We start from the raw sequence: 18,305 nt of genomic DNA on the forward strand, positions 1-18,305 counted from the left end.
CGTCGTCCGGTCCCCGTGAGTTCGGCCGGCCGTCGCGACATCGCAGTAGCCGGGAAGGCAGGGGCTGTTGCAAAGGCCTATCCCGGTCCTGCCGGCGCAAGGGCGCCGGTGGGCGGCTGTCGCCAAACGGGGGCGTGCGGCCGTGCAGGAAAGGAAGATGGATATGTCCGATATGTTCAAGGTGTTCCGCAAGGAGATCGACTGGGCCGGCCGCAAGCTGGTGTTGGAGACCGGAAAGATCGCGCGCCAGGCGGACGGCGCGGTGTTGGCGACTTACGGCGGCACCACGGTGCTGGCCACCGTGGTCTATGACAAGAAGCCGAAGGCCGGCCTCGATTTCTTCCCGCTGACGGTGAATTATCAGGAGAAGGCGTTCGCCGCCGGCAAGATTCCCGGCGGCTTCTTCAAGCGCGAAGGTCGTCCCTCGGAGAAGGAGACGCTGACCTCGCGCCTGATCGATCGTCCGATTCGTCCGCTGTTCGCCGAAGGCTACCGCAACGAGACGCTGGTCGTGATCACCGTTCTGGCGCACGATATGGAGAACGATCCCGACATCGTCTCGATGGTCGCGACGTCGGCGGCGCTCACCATCTCGGGGTGCCCGTTCATGGGTCCGATCGGCGCGGCACGCGTCGGCCACGTCGATGGCAAGTTCGTGGTCAATCCGACCCTGGAGCAGATCGAGAAGAGCGACCTCGACCTCGTCGTTGCCGGAACCCAGGAAGGCGTGCTGATGGTCGAGTCCGAGGCCAAGGAACTTGGCGAGGACGTGATGCTGTCGGCCGTGATGGAGGGTCATCGCTCCTTCCAGCCGGTGATCGAGGCGATTATCGCGCTGGCCGAGCACGCGGCCAAGGATCCGCTGCCGCTCACCGAGCCGCCGGCGGCGGCCAGGACCGTGGCTGACAAGCTCAAGGTCGAAATACGCAGCAAGATGGTCGAGGCCTACGCCGAGACCGTGAAGCAGGCCCGCCAGCAGAAGATTTCGGCGGTGAAGGACGAGGCCAGGAAGCTGTTCGAGGGCAAGGACGACGAGCTCGCCGTGTTCGGCGACGCCTTCGGCAACCTCGAGGCCGACGTGGTACGTGGCGCGATCCTCGACACTGGTCGGCGCATCGACGGGCGCGACACCAAGACGGTGCGTCCGATCGTGGCCGAGGTCGGCGTCCTGCCGCGTGCGCACGGCTCGGCACTGTTCACCCGCGGCGAGACACAGGCGCTGGTCGTTGCCACGCTCGGCACCGGCCAGGACGAGCAGATCATCGACGCACTCGAGGGCGAGTATCGCGAAGCCTTCATGCTCCACTACAACATGCCTCCGTACGCCGTCGGCGAGGTGCGCCGCATGGGCTCGCCGGGGCGCCGCGAGATCGGCCATGGCAAGCTGGCGTGGCGCGCGATTCGCCCGCTGCTGCCCGGCAAGGACAAGTTCCCCTACACGATCCGCATCGTGTCGGAGATCACCGAGTCGAACGGCTCGTCCTCGATGGCCTCGGTCTGCGGCGGCTCGCTGTCGCTGATGGACGCTGGCGTGCCGATGGAGCGTCCCGTCGCGGGCATCGCCATGGGCCTCATCAAGGAAGGCGACCGCTTCGCCGTCCTCTCCGACATCCTGGGTGACGAGGATCACTTGGGCGACATGGATTTCAAGGTGGCCGGCTCCGAGAAGGGTATCACCTCGCTGCAGATGGATCTCAAGATCACCTCGATCAACGAAGAGATCATGAGAGTGGCGCTGGCGCAGGCGAAGGACGGTCGTATCCACATCCTGGGCGAAATGGCCAAGGGCCTGGGCGGCGCGCGCGACGCGGTGAGCCAGAACGCGCCGCGCATCACCCAATTCACGATCCCGAAGGACAAGATCCGCGAAGTGATCGGCACGGGCGGCAAGGTGATCCGCGAGATCACCGAGACCACGGGCACCAAGATCGACATCGAGGACGATGGCACCATCAAGGTCGCCGCAGTCGACGCCAAGCAGGGCCAGGCCGCCATCGACTGGATCAAGGGCATAGTGGCCGAACCCGAGGTGGGCGTGATCTACAACGGCAAGGTGGTGAAGACCGTCGAATTCGGCGCCTTCGTCAACTTCCTCGGCGCCCGCGATGGCCTCGTCCACATCTCTGAACTGGCGCCGCGCCGGGTCGCCAAGGTGACCGACGTCATCAAGGAGGGCGACCAGGTCAAGGTCAAGGTCCTGGGCGTCGACGACCGTGGCAAGGTCCGCCTCAGCATGAAGGCGGTCGACCAGCAAACCGGCGAGGACATTTCAAACAAACCGCGGGAAGAAGCGGCAGCGCCCGCGGCCGGCGAGTAGGCTGCGACGGCGTAACGAGGACGGCGGCCACACGGCCGCCGTTTTTGTTCGGGCAAGTACGTCGATGCCCCCGTTGATCCCCTCGCGCCGCGCGTTGCTGCTTGGCGCTGTTGCCGCGACGCTCCCCGGCATGGGCGCCACGGCTGCCGGCCTCGCGGCGACGCCGTCGCAGACCGAGGGGCCATTCTACCCGACGGTCCTTCCCATCGACACGGACAACGATCTCGTCCAGGTGCGAGGACATCAGGCGAGCGCGATGGGAACGGTGATCCATCTGGATGGTCGCGTGCTGGATGTCGGCGGGCGGCCGTTGTCGGGCGCGCGTGTCGAGATTTGGCAGTGCGATGCGCAGGGCATTTACGATCACCCGCGCCAGCGCGGTCGCGAGCGGCGTGATGCGGCGTTCCAGGGATTCGGGCGCGTGCTGACCCGGTCGGACGGCGGTTACGGCTTTCGGACGCTCAAGCCCGTCGCGTATCCCGGCCGGGCACCCCATATTCATGTCAAGGTGATGCCTGCCGCCGGGCGGGGTCTCACGACTCAGTTCTACGTCGCAGGGGAGGCGCAGAACGAACGGGATTTCATCTTTCGCGAAATCGCCCGCGATCCCAGGCAGCTCGAGCGTGTGGAAATGGTGCTGCGGCCGGCGCCGGGCATCGAAGCCGGCGCCCTCGCCGCGACCCTGGATATCGTGATCGGCTGAGCCGCTACTGGCCGTTGTCGTCGCCGTTGCCGCCGACACCAGAAGGCGGCATGCCCATCGCATGATAACCAGCATCGACGTAGTGCACAGTGCCCGTTACGCCGGCGCTGAGATCCGAAAGATAGTAAAGTGCCGCGCCGCCCACGTCGGTGAGTTCGACGTTGCGGCGCAGCGGCGAGGCCTCGCGTGACAGCCGGTAGACATAGCGCGCGCTGCCGATCACCGCCCCCGCGAGCGTGCGCATCGGGCCGGCGGAGATCGCGTTCACGCGCACGCCCTGCGGACCGAGATCGGCGGCGAGGTAGCGGACGCTCGCCTCGAGCGCGGCCTTGGCGACACCCATGACGTTGTAGGACGGCATCACCCGCACGGCGCCCTCGTAGGTCAGCGTCAGCAGGCTGCCACCGTCGGCCATGAGCGGAAGCGCCCGCCGTGCGATCTCGGTGAAGGAATAACAGGAGATGGTGAGGCTTTTCTGGAAATTCGCCTTGGTCGTGTCGACGTAGCGGCCCTTCAGCTCTTCCTTGTCCGAATAAGCGATGGCATGGACCACGAAGTCGAGTTGGCCCCACTCCTTCTTCAGGCGGTCGAACAGACGGTCGAGACTGGGCTCGTCGTCGACGTCGGCCTCCTCGACGATCCGCGCGCCGAGCTTCTCGACCATCGGCAGTACGCGCTTGCCGAAGGCGGCGCCTTGATAGGTGAAGGCCATTTCGGCGCCGGCGGCATGCAGTGCCCGCGCGATACCCCACGCGATCGACCGCTCGTTGGCGACGCCCATGATCAAGCCGCGCTTGCCGGCCATCAGCCTCGGCACGGACGTGATCTCGGCGGGCTTCGAAACCGGCGCACTGGGAGGCTCAGTCGATGCGCCACCGCCGCTGCCGGAGGCATCGGGAGCGGCGGAGAGGGAACGGTCGTCCGACATCGGCCCCTCTCAGTTGTCGTAGCGCGAAAACAACAGGCAGGCGTTGGTGCCGCCAAATCCGAAGCTGTTCGACATCACCGTCTGCAGGCCCGCCGCATCGATTCGTTGGCGCGCGATGGGATAGCCTTCGGCGCCTGGATCGAGGTTTTCGATATTGATCGAAGGCGCGACGAAGTCGTGCTTCAGCATGAGCAGCGAATAGATCGCCTCGTGGGCGCCGGTGGCGCCCTGGCTGTGACCGGTCAATGACTTGGTCGAGCTCACGGTAGGAAGTCTATCACCGAAGGCGGCGCGTATGGCGTCGAGTTCGGTGATGTCGCCCACAGGCGTCGAGGTCCCGTGGGTATTGATGTAGTCGACCGGGGCGTTGCGACGGGCCGCACCGGGAAAGCCTTCCATGGCGAGCTTCATGCAGCGGATCGCGCCCTCGCCCGAGGGCGCCACCATATCGGCGCCATCCGAGGTCGCGCCATAGCCGATCACCTCGGCATAGATCTTCGCTCCCCGCGCACGCGCCACGTCGAGATCCTCGAGGACCACTATGCCGCCGCCCCCGGAGATCACGAACCCATCTCTGTCTTTGTCGTAGGCCCGGCTCGCGCGTTGCGGTGCGTCGTTGTAGCCCGACGACATGGCTCCCATGGCGTCGAACAACACCGACAGCGTCCAGTCGAGCTCCTCGCCGCCGCCCGCGAACATGCGGTCCACCTTGCCGAGCTGGATGCATTCGACGGCATTGCCGATGCAATGCGCCGACGTCGAGCAGGCCGAGCTGATCGAATAGGAAAGGCCTTTGATCTTGTAGGCCGTCGCCAGATTCGCGGAGACCGTGCTCGACATGGCGCGCGGCACCTGAAACGGACCGACCCGCTTGGGGCCCTTCTCCTTGGTGGTGATGGCCGCCTGCACGATCGCGCCGGTGGTTGGCCCGCCGGAACCCGCGACCACGCCGGTGCGCGGATTGGAGATTTCAGAGTCGCTCAGGCCCGAATCGGCGATCGCCTCCTTCATCGCAAGGTAGGCGTAGGCCGCGCCATTGCCCATGAAACGCATCAGGCGGCGGTCGATCAGTTCCTCGGGATTGAGCTTGATGGTGCCAGCCACCTGGCTGCGAAAGCCGAGCTCCTTGTATTGCGGTACGAACTCGATGCCCGACTTTCCATCCTTCAGCGCTTGCGTGACCTCGGCGGCATTGTTGCCGATCGAGGAGACCACGCCGAGGCCGGTGACGACGACACGCTTCATGTCAGCCCACCGCCGCCGCTGAAACCGAGCCGTCCTGAAAAAGCCCGACCTTGAGACCGGTCACTTCGAAGACCGGCGTGCCGTCGGCGTGCACGAAACCGTCGGCGATCCCAAGCACCAGCTTGCGCAGGATCACCCGCTTGAGATGTACGTGATAGGTCAGCTTCTTGACGGTGGGCACGATCATCCCCGTGAACTTGACCTCGCCGACGCCCAGTGCCCGGCCGCGGCCCGGTGCCTTCATCCAGCCCAGGAAGAAACCGAGCATTTGCCACAAGGCATCGAGACCCAAGCAACCCGGCATGACGGGATCGCCCTTGAAGTGACAGGCGAAGAACCAGAGGTCGGGCTTCACGTCGAGTTCGGCCACGACTTCGCCCTTGCCGTACTTGCCGCCGGTTTCGTCGATCTTGACGATACGGTCGAACATCAGCATCGGCGGCAGCGGCAATTGCGCGTTGCCGGGACCGAAAAGCCGCCCTTTGGCGCACTCGATCAGATCGTCGAAGGTGTAGTTGTGCTTCTTTTCACTCACCGTTCACCGTCCCGCGGCCGTCCGACCCGCGAATCGGCTGCAGAATAGGGAGCCTTAACCGGTTGCGCAAACCGTCGAATCGGGCCAATTCAGCCCTTTCCAGCCGCTCTTTCGCTGCTTACATATGGCACTCACGATGACTTCCACCAGTCCCGAGTTGGTTGCCCGTCTCCGTCAGGCTGGACTTCGGCCCACGCGCCAGCGAGTTGCTCTTGCCCAACTCCTTTTCGAGCGCGGCCATCGACATGTCACGGCGGAGAATTTGCACGCCGAGGTCAAGGCGACTCGTATTCCGGTCTCGCTAGCCACTGTTTATAATGCACTGAATCAGTTCCGCGACGCCGGCCTGCTGCGCGAGGTGGTTGTTTCGCCCGGCCGGTCCTATTTCGACACCAATACGGGACATCACCACCATTTCTTCGTCGAGACCGACGGCGAGTTGCACGATTTTCCGTCCGACAAGGTGACCATCGCCGGACTGCCGACACCGCCGAAGGGCACCAAACTGTCTCGCGTCGATGTGATCGTCCGCGTCCGCCGCTGACGCTTGCTGCGATTCATTTGCAATTTTTAGAATTATTCTAAAAAGCTTGACGGGCCTGTAACCAGCGGCCCAATATCCGCCACCGGTTTTCTTATAGGGAGAAGGACCATGGCCAACCTCAAGGGCTCGAAGACTGAAGGCAACCTCAAGGCGGCGTTTGCCGGCGAAAGCCAAGCCAACCGCCGCTATCTCTATTTCGCTCAGAAGGCGGACGTCGAGGGCTACAACGACGTCGCTGCCGTTTTCCGCTCGACCGCAGAGGGCGAGACCGGCCATGCCCATGGCCATCTCGAGTTCCTCGAGGTGAGCGGCGATCCGGCAACTGGCCTGCCGATCGGCGAGACCTCGGCCAACCTCAAGGCTGCGATCGCGGGCGAGACGCACGAATACACCGACATGTATCCGGGCATGGCCCGCACGGCGCGCGAAGAGGGCTTCGCCGAAATCGCCGACTGGTTCGAGACGCTGGCCAAGGCGGAGAAAAGCCACGCCGGCCGCTTCCAGAAGGCGCTGGACACGATGTCCTGACGAAGGGGAAGGCGCTATCGCCCTCTGACCTGCTGAAGGGGGACCCGCCGGGTCCCCTTTTTCATCCGCAAAACTTCCCCGACGACAGATACGACCATGCGTGAAGGCAGTCTCGAAGCCCCCGTCCGCCAGGTTCTCGATTGGCAGAACCCGTGGTTCTGGGACGAAGCCGCTCTCGAAAAGGAAATGGAGCGCGTCTTCGACATCTGCCACGGATGTCGGCGCTGCTTCAATCTGTGCGACTCCTTTCCGCGCCTGTTCGATCTGATCGACAATGGCCCGACCGGGGAACTCGACGGCGTCAAGAAAGAGGACTACGCGAGGGTCGAGCAGGCCTGCACGTTGTGCGACATGTGCTTCATGACCAAGTGTCCCTACGTGCCGCCGCACGAATGGATGCTCGATTTCCCGCACCTGATGCTACGGCATCGTGCGGTCCAGGCGAGGAAGCACGGCACGGACTTCGTCAGCAAGCAACTTGCCGATACCGACGCAACCGGCCGTCTTGGCACCATGACGGCGGCACTTGCCAACTGGGCGACGGATGAGCGCAATGCCACGACGCGTGGCACACTCGAGCGACTTGCGGGCATTCATCACGGTGCGCGCCTGCCGCGCTATGCGGGAGAGACCTTCGAGTTTCGGGCCGCTCGGGAAGGTGCGACCGTCAACGAAGCAGCGCCCGCCTACGGCAGGCGCAAGGCCGTGCTCTATTCGACCTGCTACGTGAACTACAATGCGACCGACATCGGCGCGGCGACGCGCGCGGTGCTGGCGCACAACGGCGTCGCGACCGAAGTGGTCTACCCGGCGTGTTGCGGTATGCCCAAGCTGGAGTTGGGCGATATTCAGGGCGTCGCCGAACAGGCGAGAAAGGTGTCCGCCGAGCTGCTGCCCTGGGTCGACAAGGGCTACGACGTCGTCGCCCTCACGCCGTCTTGCGCCTTGATGCTCAAGTTCGAGTGGCCGCTCATCCTGCCCCGGGATCCCGCCATCGAAAAGCTCGCGCAGGCGACGTTCGATGTCGCCGAGTACGTCGTCGACATTGCCAAGACCGAAGGCCTGACGCCCGGCCTTCAGTCGCTCGAAGGCGGCGTGAGTGTCCATCTCGCCTGTCACGCGCGTGCCCAGAACATGGGTGCGAAAGCAGCCGAGATGCTGCGGTTGGTGCCCGGCACGCGCGTTGCCGTGATCGAGCGTTGCAGTGGGCACGGCGGCATCTGGGGGGCGCGTACCGAGAACTTCGACACCGCCGTCAAGGTCGGCAAACCGGCGGCACAAGCAGCTCTCAAGAACAACACGGGCTTTGTCGCCTCCGAGTGTCCACTGGCTGCGGACCACCTGCTGCAGGTGATGGAGATTCTGGAGGAAGAGCAGAAGCCCAGGCCCAACCGCGCGCACCATCCGATCGAACTCTTGGCGCGCGCCTATGGATTGATGGAGTAGCGACCATGGTGCCTCGCCGCATCGAGCCATCCGTCATCGTGCCGCTCGCCGAATATGCCAAGCAGCGACCGGAGCGCCGCCGGCGCATCACCGAGCTCAAGAAGAACCGCCGCCTCGAAGTCGGACCCTTCGCGACCTTCTACTTCGAGTGCTACGACACGATGCTGCATCAGGTGCAGGAGATGCTGTTCATCGAGAAAGGCGGCGAAGAGCAGCTGCCCGACGAACTCGCCGCCTACAACCCGTTGATCCCGCAGGGCAACGAGCTGGTGGCGACGGTGATGTTCGAGATCGACGATCCTGTGCGTCGCGCGCGCGTGCTCGGCGGATTGGGCGGTATCGAGAACCACGCGTTCATCCGCATCGGCGGCGAAACGGTCAGGGGGCGGCCCGAAGAAGATCAGGATCGAACGCGCGAGGACGGAAAGGCCTCGTCGGTTCAGTTCATTCGCTTCGCCTTTGCGCCGGCACAAATTGTCGCTTTTCGTGGCGACTCGGGCGAGGTCGTCGTCGGCTTCGACCACGCCAACTATGGTCATATGACGGTGATGTCACCCGCCGTGCGTCGGGCCCTCGCCGTCGACTTCGCCTGAGCTTGCTCCGGCTATCGATATGCCGATCCGACCGGCACGTTCAGCGTGACGCGGTCTCCGGGCAATTCCGGCGGCAAGGGAGCATAGGGGGCCGCGGCCCGGATGGTTTCCAGCAGTGCCTTGTCGAGAACGGTGTGCCCGCTCGATTGCGCGACCGACGCATCGATCAGCCTGCCGCTGCGGTCGATGACCAGGCGCAGCACGACCGTGCCGACCTGGCCCTTGACCCGGAGGTCGGGAAGATACTGCGACATCTTCCGCACGACCTGCCAGACATACTGGTCGGTGACGCGCGTCCGATGGGCCTGATCGGCGGGATTGACGAAAGTGGCCGACGGCGCGGCGGCGGCGCGTGGGTCCGGCGACGGACGAGAATGTTCCGACAGAGGAGATGGACGAAGCGCGGAATTCGCGGCCGGTGGTCGGGGCTGCTGCGGTTTGGGTGGGGGAGGCTGGGGCGGATGCGGCGGCGGCTTCGGCGCGACGGCTGCGAGATCCTGGGCGCGTGGCGGTGCCGGCGGTGGCTCGACCGGCGGCAGCGCCTGCTCGGGCTTCGGCTCGACTTTGGGCTCGGGCTTCGGCTCGACTTTGGGCTCGGGCTTCGGCTCGACTTTGGGCTCGGGCGGCGGTGAGGGCGGGGCGGCAAGTGCCTCCTGTCGACTCGGCTCCTGTTGTTGCTGCTTTTCCTCGATCTCGGCGGGCCTCGGATGGTCCTGCATGTCCTGTGATTTCTCGGCCGTCTCCGCCGCTGGCGCGCGAAGGCCAAGGGGTGTTCGCATGCCGGATGGCGGCGTTGGCGGCGGTGGCGGCGGCGGCGGTGCGACGGCAACTTGCGTCTCGGGTGCGGCAGGCGGTGTCGGAGGCGGAGCGGGCGCGGGGAGGGCTGCTTCCGGTCTCTCCATCGTGACCTCGATGGCGCTTTCTTCGGCGTCATGCGATTTCAGCGGGGTCGCCCACCACAGTGCCCACGCAACCGATGCATGCAGGAGTACGGCCAGCCCCACGGCTGCCGGTGACATGTGCTCGAAACGAAGATAGGTGGCGCTGACCGCGTGGACCACGATGCCGCCCTTTTAGGACGCTGGACGTCCTGCCGCTAGTTGATCGGCTCGGACTTATAGACGCCCCACAGGCCGGAGCGCTGTACCCAGCCACTGACGCCCGACACCCGTACGCGACACCAATCGCCGGCACACGTCCTGATCTCACCCAGCACTTCGGGTTCCAGGCGGGCCACGATCTCGGTCGTCGGACCGGGCGTCTTGTGCAGGTTGGCAGTCCTGGAGGCGATGATGAAGCTCCGCTTGCCCGTCAAAAGGCCTTGGTACACCCACCCGCTGGCTCCCTGCCAATCGCGGATTTTGCGCCAGTTCTCGAACTCGGCGACGATCTCGACAGGCATTCCCCTGCGCTTGAACACCCATTCGATCGGATATCGGGTTCCCGGCCCCGTGCGGACATTCACTTCGTCGGATTTCAGCGAGGCGAACCGGGGGATCGGCAGGCCCGACCCCCGCCGTTGGGCATTGGCGGGATTATCGGCGGCATGCGCCGAGCCCGGCCCGGCCACGTCCAAGGGCAGGCCGGACATCACCATGGTTGCAGCCACGAACAGGGTCGACCATCTCAATTGCATCGATGATCAGTTTAGAGCATATCTTCGCTTTGTTCGACAAGTAGTTGAAGAAAAAGGAATTTCGGCGCGATTGGGCAGTCGGTGCGTTGGCTGGACAAGGCGGCAATGGAATTGCTAAGCGGGCAGGCATGCCGTCCAGTTCGAAGAAGAAGCCGCTGGTGATCGTCACCCGGAAATTGCCCGATGCGATCGAGACGCGGTTGATGGAACTCTTCGACACGCGCCTCAATTCCGATGACGTGCCGCTCACCGCTTCTCAACTGGTCGAAGCGGCGAAGACGGCCGACGTGCTGGTGCCGACGGTGACGGATCGCATCGACAGCCGCGTACTCTCTCAAGCGGGGCCGCGCCTGAAGCTGATCGCCTCCTTCGGCACGGGTGTCGACCACATCGACCTCGATACGGCGCGCCAACGCGGGATCACCGTGACCAACACACCGGGCGTGCTGACGGAAGACACCGCCGACATGTCGATGGCGCTCGTACTGGCGACGGCGCGGCGCATGGGTGCTGGCGAGCGCCTGGTTCGCGACGGCAAATGGAAGGGCTGGAGCCCCACCTCGATGCTGGGCAGCCGCCTGCAGGGCAAGCGTCTGGGGATCGTCGGAATGGGGCGGATCGGCCAGGCCCTGGCACGCCGCGCTCTCGGCTTCGGCCTCGCCATCCACTACCACAACCGCAAGCGCGTCCATCCCGAGCTCGAGCGCGAGCTTGAGGCGACCTATTGGGAAAGCCTCGATCAGCTGCTCGCCCGCATGGACATCGTCTCGGTCAACTGTCCACACACGCCGGCCACCTACCACCTGCTGTCGGCGCGGCGCCTGAAGCTGTTGAAGCCCACCGCGATCGTCGTGAACACCGCGCGCGGAGAGGTGATCGACGAGAACGCGCTCGTGCGGATGCTCAAGGCCGGTGAGATTGCCGGCGCCGGCCTCGATGTCTACGAGCACGAGCCGCAGGTGAATCCCAAGCTGCTCGAGCTCGACAATGTCGTGCTGCTCCCGCACATGGGCTCGGCGACGCTCGAAGGTCGCATCGAGATGGGCGAAAAGGTGCTGATCAACATCAAGACCTTCGCCGACGGTCACAAGCCGCCCGACCGCGTCCTGGCGACGATGTTCTAGAGCGCGATGACTTTTGCTTTGCTCGTCGGCCCGGTGCTCGCAGCGAAGCGGCGCATGTGCCGGGCCGGCGAGTTGATTCAATGAAAAGTCATCGCGCCTTAGGCGTCGATGTCGTCGGCGGTGGCGTCCCCTGCGGCGGCATTCTCCGACTCGATGGCGTCGCGCGCCGCGCGGCCGACCTGGGCGCCGATCAGGATGGTGAGAGCCGTCCAGTACATCCAGACCATGATGGCGGCGATGCCCGCCGTGGCGCCGAACGCCGAGCTGAGCTGCACGACTTCGAAATAATACACCAGCGCCCGATTGCCGGTCGCGAACAGCAGCGCATTGACGGCGCCGCTGACCAGGGCGAAGCGCCACGGCATGCCGCCCTCGGGCAGCCACTTGTAGACGAGGGTGAAGAATGCCGTCAGCGTGCCATAGTGCACCGTGCCGGAGATCGCCGGCCCGATCCAGTCGCCGAGGACGGGAAAGGCCTGGATCGCCCCGCTGTAGGCCGACAGCAGGACGCTGGTCAGGATGACGGCGATCAGCAGCAGCCCAAGCACCACCATCATCAGCAGGGCGAGGCCGCGCGATTGCAGGCTGGCGAGCACGGGATGGATCTCGCTGGCGTTGGCCCCGCGCCAGATCACGTTGATGCTCTCGTCGAGTTCGACGAAGACGCGACTGCCGGTGTAGAGCAGGACGCCGACGCTGATCGCCGCGGCGACGCCGCCGCCGCTGAAGAGCTCCTGTGATGCGAAGCGCTGGATGACCTGCAGCTGATCGGGCGCCACGACCGTCGACAGCGCATTCAGGACGGCCTCCTGCGCCATCAATCGACCGACGAAGGGTTCGGCGACCGCGATGACGACGATCAGGATCGGGCCGAGTGCGAACATCGTGTAGAACGCCATGGCCGCCGCCGACGTCGAGAGGCGGTTCACGAAAAAGCCGGTGAAGACCGAGACGGCGATTTGCCTGAGCTTGCCGATCATCGTCAGCGCAGATGGGCGATGGCGTTGGCGTAGTAGGCGAGCAGCGGCCGCTCGGCCGGCACGATCGAGTAGGCGCCGTCGGCCTGCTCGATCAGGCGCCGTAGCGCCAGCATGCGCACGCCCACGTGGAAGGCATAGTCGCGATCGTCGCGGGGGATGTAGACTTTGGCACCGCGGTGCTCGAAATGCCGTATCAAGGCCGCAGCCCGCACCTTCAGCTCCAGTTCGTCGAGCGGTCCTTCGGCCTCCAGCAGAACGGTGGCGATCAGCGATACCGGCAACACGGGCACGAGCCGCGCCACTTCCGCCATGGCGTCGCGGGCGAGACGGTCGATCACCGAGAAACGTGCGTCCTTGTCGAGAGAGCGCAGGTCGCCGCCGCAGTCGGCGGCATTCGCCGCCAGCCATTGCCGAGCCGAGATCAACGGCCCGAAATTGACGCAGGCGTAGCCAAACCGGTACCAGCGGCCCCGCAGCATCAGGCCGATCTGGCCGGCCAGGAAGCGTAGAGTGACACCGACGGTCTTCATTGCCCCCTGCCGCGGCAGGTCGCGGTCGCGCGAGCGCAGCAAGGAGCGGTCTTCGAGCACGCGGTCGTAGTTCAAGGCGACCGGCACGAACACAATGTCGTGGGCACTCCCTGGATCGAACGACTTCAGCATGTAGTCGAACAGCCCCAGCTTGGGATCGCCCAGCCGTCCGTCGCGCGACAAGCCGCCCTCCGGATACATCGCCTGCGCCACGCCCGCTTCGGTCGCCATATGAACGTAACGCTCGAGGACCCGCCGATAGACAGGGTTGTTCGAACGGCGCCGCACGAAATACGCCCCCATCGCCCGGATCAGCTGTTGCAGCGGCCAGATCCGCGCCCATTCGCCGACCGCATAGGAAAGCGCCGTGCGCTCCGCCGCCAGAAAGGCCACCAGAACGTAGTCCATGTTGCTGCGGTGGTTCATGACGAACACGACCGCGGTGCCGGGCGCGACGCCGGCCAAGGTCGTCTGGTCGGCGAACCCCAGGCGGACGCGATAGAAGAAGCGGGCCACGGCGCGGGCGAGCGAGTATCCGAGTCGGAAATAGAGATAGGCATTGAAGGTCGGCACGATCTCGCGGGCGTAGCGATAGACTTCCGCCATGGCCGCCTCGCGCGGGATATTGTTCGCTCGGGCATGGTCGTTGGCCGCCGCCACGACCTGGGGGTCGTAGACCAGACGATCGATCAGCACTTGCCGCTTGGTGAGCTGGAAAGGCTTGATCTCGACGGCGAGCCGGCGGTTCACCCGGTCGATCAGGCGATTGAGCCGTCGCCGCAGGAACCACCGCCCGCCCGGGATCAGCAGCCGATCGAGCAGCGACCACAACGCAAAGGCGGCAATCGGCAGGAACAGCCAGAGCGGGACGGTGACCGGTTCGTCCATCGGGCGTCGTGCGGTCAGAAGCGGACGCCGAATCCGGCGAGGACGAGCAGCGCCGAAGTGACGACGAGAAGGATGCTGTTCGTCGCTGCGCCGATGAAGCGTCCGTGCCTCACCAGACCGAGCATGCCACCGGCATGGGCGAAACGGGCAACCACCAGCAGGACGGACAGGACCGCCATCCAGCCATCACCGTACGGTCCCTGCAGCAAGTAGATCAGCAGAAGACTGAGCGGAGCGAACTCGATCAGGTTTCCGTGTGCCCGGACGGCGGCGAGCATTTCCGGATCGCCGCCGTCGCCCAGCGAGATTCTTTTCGCGCCGCGCAGCCGCCCGATGTATCCGGTCAACCCGGCCGCCAACAGGCCGATCAGGCCGGCACATACCAGAAACACCGTCATGTGCTGGGCGCTCCCCCTCGATTCCATGGCATTCTATGGCCATATTGGCTCGGGACAAAAGAAGAGGAGCCGTGCCATGTGGCAGATCCTTCGCAAGAAGGCCGAGATGCCGACCGCCGACCGTGCTCTTCCCGGCCGCCCCTCTCAGGCGTTCCGGGTGCCAACCGAGCATTTCGTCAACCGCCACCGCATCCAGCCGCCCTTTCCCGAAGGCCTCGAGCCGGCGATGTTCGGCCTGGGCTGCTTCTGGGGCGCCGAACGCAAGTTCTGGGAGGCCTCGGGCGTTTATTCGACAGCGGTCGGCTATGCCGCGGGCTTCACGCCCAACCCGACCTACGAGGAGGTCTGCTCGGGTTATACCGGCCACAACGAGGTGGTGATGGTGTGGTTCGATCCGAAGAAGATCTCCTATGAGGCGCTGCTCAAGGTCTTCTGGGAGAGCCACGACCCGACCCAGGGCATGCGCCAGGGCAACGACGTCGGCACGCAGTACCGATCCGGCATTTACACCTTCTCGCTCGAACAGCAACGCGAGGCCCGCGAGTCGCTGGTCCTGTTCCAGAAGGAGCTCGCCAAGCACGGCATGGGCCCGATCACGACGGAAATCCTCGACGCGCCCGCGTTCTACTACGCGGAGGACTACCACCAGCAGTATCTTGCCAAGAATCCCAACGGCTATTGCGGCCTCGGCGGCACGGGCGTGAGTTGTCCGATCGGCTTGGGCGTCGCGGCGGAATAGCGCCCGCGAAACCCACGAATCATTTCACGGTCCCGGCGAAATCGCCGGGAAGTCCGTCGGGCGTAGTCACATGGCGTCATCAAACGCCCAGGGAGAGCCATGTGACACCGGACCAGATCAGGCTCGTGCAATCGAGCTTCGCCACGGTCGCCCCGATCGCCGCTACCGCCGCCGACCTCTTCTACGGCCGGCTGTTCGAGATCGCACCGCAGGTGCGCGCCATGTTCCCCGACGACCTGTCGGAGCAGAAGAAGAAGCTGATGGCGATGCTGGGCACCGTGGTCGCGGGCCTGAACCGCATCGAGACGCTGCTGCCGGCCGTGCGTGCCCTCGGCCAGCGCCATGCGGGCTACGGCGTCAAGGCTGAACACTTCGCGCCGGTCGGCGCGGCGCTGCTTTGGACCCTGGAGCAGGGACTGGGCGAAGCCTTCACGCCCGAGGTCAAGGAGGCCTGGACGATCGCCTACGGTGTGCTTTCCCAGACCATGATCGACGCGGCAAACGAGATGCCGAAGGCCGCGTGACACGGTAAAATGGAGCATGGCTTTTGCCGACGGCGTGCTCCGACTTCATCGCGTCTTGTCGACGCCACTGGCTGATCCGGAAGAACTTGTCATCGTCCATGCCGGCGAGAGTCTGCCGGTGACCTTCGTGCGCAATCCGCGCGCCCGGCGGGCGTCGCTTCGGGTCGACGCCGCGCGTCGCCGTATCGTGCTGACGGCGCCGCCGCGCATGTCGCGCGCGACGGCCGTGGGTTTCGCCGAGGCCCAGGCCGGATGGATCGCCGCGCGCCTCGAGCGTCTGCCGATCCGTCGGCCGTTCGTCGATGGCGGCGAGCTACCGCTGTTCGGCGCACCTCATTTGATCCGTCATCGACCGGAGAGCCGGGGCACCGTCTGGCGCGAAGGCAACGAGATCCATGTCGCCGGCCGACAGGAGCACTTGCCGCGGCGCCTGAAGGACTGGCTGGCTGCCGAGATACGTCGGGAACTGCCGCCGAGGGTTCGTGTGAAGGCCGCGCGGGTGGATCGACCGGTCAAGCGCATCACCATCCGCGATACGCGCTCTCGATGGGGGAGCTGCGGCCCGGACGCCTCGATGAGTTTCTCCTGGCGCCTGGTGTTCGCACCGCTGCACGTCGTCGACTATCTGGTTGCGCACGAGGTCGCCCATCTCGTGCACCTCAACCATGGGCCGCGCTTCTGGGCGCTGGCGGAAGAACTCTGCGACGGGCCCATGGAGCAGGCGCATGCCTGGCTGAAGGCCAACGGCGAGTCGCTGCTCCAATACGGAGCGTAATCCTATCCGAAGCGGCCAGGATCGCAGGCTGTCAGCGCCTCGGGCAATGTTTCGCCGGCCATTTGCCGGGCGATCAGTCGGCCGGTCGCGGTGGCGAGCGTCAGGCCGAGATGCTGATGGCCGTAGCCGCAATAGACGTTGGCGAGCCGCGGCGCCCGTCCGATGGCGGGCCGATAGTCCGGCAACGTCGGGCGTTCGCCGATCCAGCGGCTGATCTCCGCGCCGCCGACTCCCGGGAAGATGTCCTTGAGATGTCTCACCAGCATGTCGGCGCGATGCCAGGAAGGCGGCTTGTGCGGCGCCGCGAGTTCCACCGTGCCGGCGAGGCGCAGGCCGTCCGCCATCGGCGTGACGAAGAAACCGCGATCGACGGGGCTGACCGGCAGCTCGAAGCGCACGTTGTCGGGCGCCAGCATGACATGATAGCCGCGTTCGGCGACCAGCGGCGCATTGAAGCCGAGCAGGCGGGTCAACTCGCCCGAGGCTCGGCCCGCGGCGATGACCACGGCATCTGCCGGCAGCTCTCCGTCCGTGACTTGCACGGAGACGACCCGATTGCCGTCACGGCGGAAGCCGCGTACGCGGCCGCGCACGATGGTCCCGCCGTCGGCGGCGAAGCGTTCGGCGAGCGTCGCCACCACCCTGTACGGGTCGATGGTATGCACGCCCTTCGGATAGAGGATGCCGCGCACGATGTGCGGACTGAGGCCGGGCGCGAGCTCGCGCGCCTGGTCGCCACTCACGACCTCGAACTCGGTGCCCTTGTCCTTCTGAAGCTCGCGCATTTCGTCGCTTGCCTGGAAAGACGCCTCACTCTCGTAGACGTAGAGCGCACCCTTGCTGCGAAAGAGCTCGCCCAGGCCCGAGGCCTGGATTTCGGCCTTCCACGCCACGTCGGCTTCGAGCATCAGCGGTTTGAAGGCACGCTTGCCCTTCTGCACTTCGCTGTCGCGCATCGAGGCCCAGGCGAAACGCGCCATCCACGGCAGCAGGGCGGGGATGCTGGCGCGATGGACGGTGAGCGGGCCGCTCGGGTCCATCAGCATCGCCGGGACCTTCTTCAGGGTCGCCGGCCGGGCGAGCGGGATCAGGCTGTCGACGGAAAGGAAGCCCGCATTGCCGAACGAAGTGCCGCGACCGGGCTCGTTGCTGTCGAGCAGGGTGACGCTGCGGCCCTCGCGCTGCAGGGTGCGGGCGGTGGCTGCGCCGACGATACCGGCGCCAATGACGATGACGGGGGGTTCGCTTGCCATGGTCCGAGGTTAGCATGGCGATTGATTTGCCGCCGCGAATGACTATCTAGGCCCCCATGTCTGCACGATCCGACGCGGCCGCCTCGCCCGGCTGGCACGCCACCACGATCCTCTCGGTGCGCAAGGCGGGCCAGGTCGTCATGGCCGGCGACGGCCAGGTCTCGATGGGTCAGACCATCGTCAAGGGCAATGCGAAGAAGGTCCGCCGATTGGGTGGCGGCCAGATCGTCGCCGGCTTTGCCGGTTCGACGGCCGACGCCTTCACCTTGTTCGAGCGGCTCGAATCGAAGTTGGAGCGTCATCCCGGCCAGCTGCTGCGGGCCTCCATCGAGCTCGCCAAGGACTGGCGCACCGACCGCTACCTGCGCCGGCTGGAGGCGATGATGGCGGTCGCCGACAAGGACGTGTCGTTGCTGCTGAGCGGGTCCGGCGACGTGCTGGAGCCGGAGGGCGGCATCATCGCCATCGGATCGGGCGGCAACTACGCGCTGGCCGCTGCGCGGGCGCTGATCGACGTCGAGGGCCTCGACGCCGAGGCCATCGCGCGCCGGGCGATGGACATCGCCGCCGACATCTGTGTCTACACCAACCACAATCTGGTCATCGAGAAGCTCTAGGA

General features: G+C 65.5%; 20 protein-coding genes. 11 read left to right on the forward strand and 9 right to left on the reverse strand.

Annotated features, from left to right (window positions below; all coding sequences use genetic code 11):
• Positions 1-172: 172 nt before the first annotated feature.
• Together pnp and KIT25_23730 are read left to right on the forward strand one after the other, a co-directional pair.
• Positions 173-2,317: a polyribonucleotide nucleotidyltransferase gene (gene pnp / locus KIT25_23725; GenBank protein UYN98044.1), complete on the forward strand. Its 2,145-nt coding sequence runs from the start codon at positions 173-175 to the stop codon at positions 2,315-2,317.
• Positions 2,318-2,381: 64 nt separating this feature from the next.
• Positions 2,382-3,020: a hypothetical protein gene (locus KIT25_23730; GenBank protein UYN94989.1), complete on the forward strand. Its 639-nt coding sequence runs from the start codon at positions 2,382-2,384 to the stop codon at positions 3,018-3,020.
• A gap of 4 nt (positions 3,021-3,024) precedes the next feature.
• Here the strand turns inward: KIT25_23730 and KIT25_23735 are convergent, their stop codons facing one another.
• Genes KIT25_23735 through fabA form a run of 3 tightly spaced genes read right to left on the reverse strand, consistent with a single transcriptional unit; the run spans position 3,025 to position 5,728 of the window.
• Complete coding sequence (locus KIT25_23735) at positions 3,025-3,948, reverse strand: SDR family oxidoreductase (GenBank protein UYN94990.1); 924 nt, start codon at positions 3,946-3,948, stop codon at positions 3,025-3,027.
• Between the two features lie 9 nt (positions 3,949-3,957).
• Positions 3,958-5,193, reverse strand: coding sequence for a beta-ketoacyl-ACP synthase I (gene fabB / locus KIT25_23740; GenBank protein UYN94991.1), 1,236 nt, complete (start codon positions 5,191-5,193; stop codon positions 3,958-3,960).
• Between the two features lies 1 nt (position 5,194).
• Positions 5,195-5,728, reverse strand: a complete 534-nt coding sequence (fabA, locus tag KIT25_23745; protein UYN94992.1) for a 3-hydroxyacyl-[acyl-carrier-protein] dehydratase FabA — start codon at positions 5,726-5,728, stop codon at positions 5,195-5,197.
• A 136-nt stretch (positions 5,729-5,864) separates the two neighbouring features.
• Between fabA and KIT25_23750 the strand changes: the two genes are divergently transcribed.
• From KIT25_23750 to KIT25_23765, 4 genes are all read left to right on the forward strand, one after another.
• A complete protein-coding gene (locus tag KIT25_23750; protein UYN94993.1) occupies positions 5,865-6,272 on the forward strand; it encodes a transcriptional repressor in 408 nt (135 codons plus the stop codon).
• Between the two features lie 108 nt (positions 6,273-6,380).
• Positions 6,381-6,800: a rubrerythrin family protein gene (locus KIT25_23755; GenBank protein ID UYN94994.1), complete on the forward strand. Its 420-nt coding sequence runs from the start codon at positions 6,381-6,383 to the stop codon at positions 6,798-6,800.
• A gap of 96 nt (positions 6,801-6,896) precedes the next feature.
• The gene (locus tag KIT25_23760) at positions 6,897-8,246 is read left to right on the forward strand and encodes a glycerol-3-phosphate dehydrogenase (protein ID UYN94995.1); all 1,350 of its coding nucleotides are present in this window, start codon (positions 6,897-6,899) and stop codon (positions 8,244-8,246) included.
• Positions 8,247-8,251: 5 nt separating this feature from the next.
• Complete coding sequence (locus tag KIT25_23765; GenBank protein UYN94996.1) at positions 8,252-8,839, forward strand: DUF3501 family protein; 588 nt, start codon at positions 8,252-8,254, stop codon at positions 8,837-8,839.
• Positions 8,840-8,850: 11 nt separating this feature from the next.
• On the opposite strand, the gene KIT25_23770 is transcribed toward KIT25_23765, so the two are convergent.
• The gene (locus KIT25_23770) at positions 8,851-9,558 is read right to left on the reverse strand and encodes an energy transducer TonB (GenBank protein UYN94997.1); all 708 of its coding nucleotides are present in this window, start codon (positions 9,556-9,558) and stop codon (positions 8,851-8,853) included.
• A gap of 377 nt (positions 9,559-9,935) precedes the next feature.
• Positions 9,936-10,430, reverse strand: a complete 495-nt coding sequence (locus tag KIT25_23775) for an SH3 domain-containing protein (GenBank protein ID UYN98045.1) — start codon at positions 10,428-10,430, stop codon at positions 9,936-9,938.
• Between the two features lie 173 nt (positions 10,431-10,603).
• Here KIT25_23775 and KIT25_23780 point away from each other — a divergent pair, with 173 nt between their 5' ends.
• The gene (locus KIT25_23780; GenBank protein ID UYN94998.1) at positions 10,604-11,599 is read left to right on the forward strand and encodes a D-glycerate dehydrogenase; all 996 of its coding nucleotides are present in this window, start codon (positions 10,604-10,606) and stop codon (positions 11,597-11,599) included.
• 98 nt (positions 11,600-11,697) lie between these two features.
• Here KIT25_23780 and KIT25_23785 read toward each other — a convergent pair whose 3' ends face one another.
• The 3 genes from KIT25_23785 to KIT25_23795 are packed head-to-tail and all read right to left on the reverse strand — an operon-like array spanning position 11,698 to position 14,395.
• Positions 11,698-12,579, reverse strand: coding sequence for a YihY/virulence factor BrkB family protein (locus tag KIT25_23785; GenBank protein UYN94999.1), 882 nt, complete (start codon positions 12,577-12,579; stop codon positions 11,698-11,700).
• 2 nt (positions 12,580-12,581) lie between these two features.
• On the reverse strand, positions 12,582-13,997 hold the full coding sequence (locus KIT25_23790) for a 1-acyl-sn-glycerol-3-phosphate acyltransferase (protein ID UYN95000.1): 1,416 nt from the start codon (positions 13,995-13,997) through the stop codon (positions 12,582-12,584).
• Positions 13,998-14,011: 14 nt separating this feature from the next.
• Positions 14,012-14,395, reverse strand: coding sequence for an MAPEG family protein (locus KIT25_23795; GenBank protein UYN95001.1), 384 nt, complete (start codon positions 14,393-14,395; stop codon positions 14,012-14,014).
• Between the two features lie 76 nt (positions 14,396-14,471).
• Between KIT25_23795 and msrA the strand changes: the two genes are divergently transcribed.
• The 3 genes from msrA (at position 14,472) to KIT25_23810 (ending at position 16,433) form a co-directional block, all read left to right on the forward strand.
• Positions 14,472-15,134: a peptide-methionine (S)-S-oxide reductase MsrA gene (msrA, locus tag KIT25_23800; protein ID UYN95002.1), complete on the forward strand. Its 663-nt coding sequence runs from the start codon at positions 14,472-14,474 to the stop codon at positions 15,132-15,134.
• A gap of 101 nt (positions 15,135-15,235) precedes the next feature.
• Complete coding sequence (locus tag KIT25_23805; protein ID UYN95003.1) at positions 15,236-15,658, forward strand: hypothetical protein; 423 nt, start codon at positions 15,236-15,238, stop codon at positions 15,656-15,658.
• A gap of 16 nt (positions 15,659-15,674) precedes the next feature.
• Complete coding sequence (locus tag KIT25_23810) at positions 15,675-16,433, forward strand: M48 family metallopeptidase (GenBank protein UYN95004.1); 759 nt, start codon at positions 15,675-15,677, stop codon at positions 16,431-16,433.
• Between the two features lie 2 nt (positions 16,434-16,435).
• On the opposite strand, the gene KIT25_23815 is transcribed toward KIT25_23810, so the two are convergent.
• Positions 16,436-17,686 carry an FAD-binding oxidoreductase gene (locus tag KIT25_23815; GenBank protein UYN95005.1) on the reverse strand — a complete coding sequence of 417 codons (1,251 nt, stop codon included), beginning with the start codon at positions 17,684-17,686 and terminating at the stop codon, positions 16,436-16,438.
• A gap of 56 nt (positions 17,687-17,742) precedes the next feature.
• Between KIT25_23815 and hslV the strand changes: the two genes are divergently transcribed.
• Positions 17,743-18,303: an ATP-dependent protease subunit HslV gene (gene hslV / locus KIT25_23820; GenBank protein ID UYN95006.1), complete on the forward strand. Its 561-nt coding sequence runs from the start codon at positions 17,743-17,745 to the stop codon at positions 18,301-18,303.
• Positions 18,304-18,305: the final 2 nt, after the last annotated feature.

Source organism: Enhydrobacter sp., from assembly GCA_025808875.1.
Lineage (GTDB): Bacteria > Pseudomonadota > Alphaproteobacteria > Reyranellales > Reyranellaceae > Reyranella.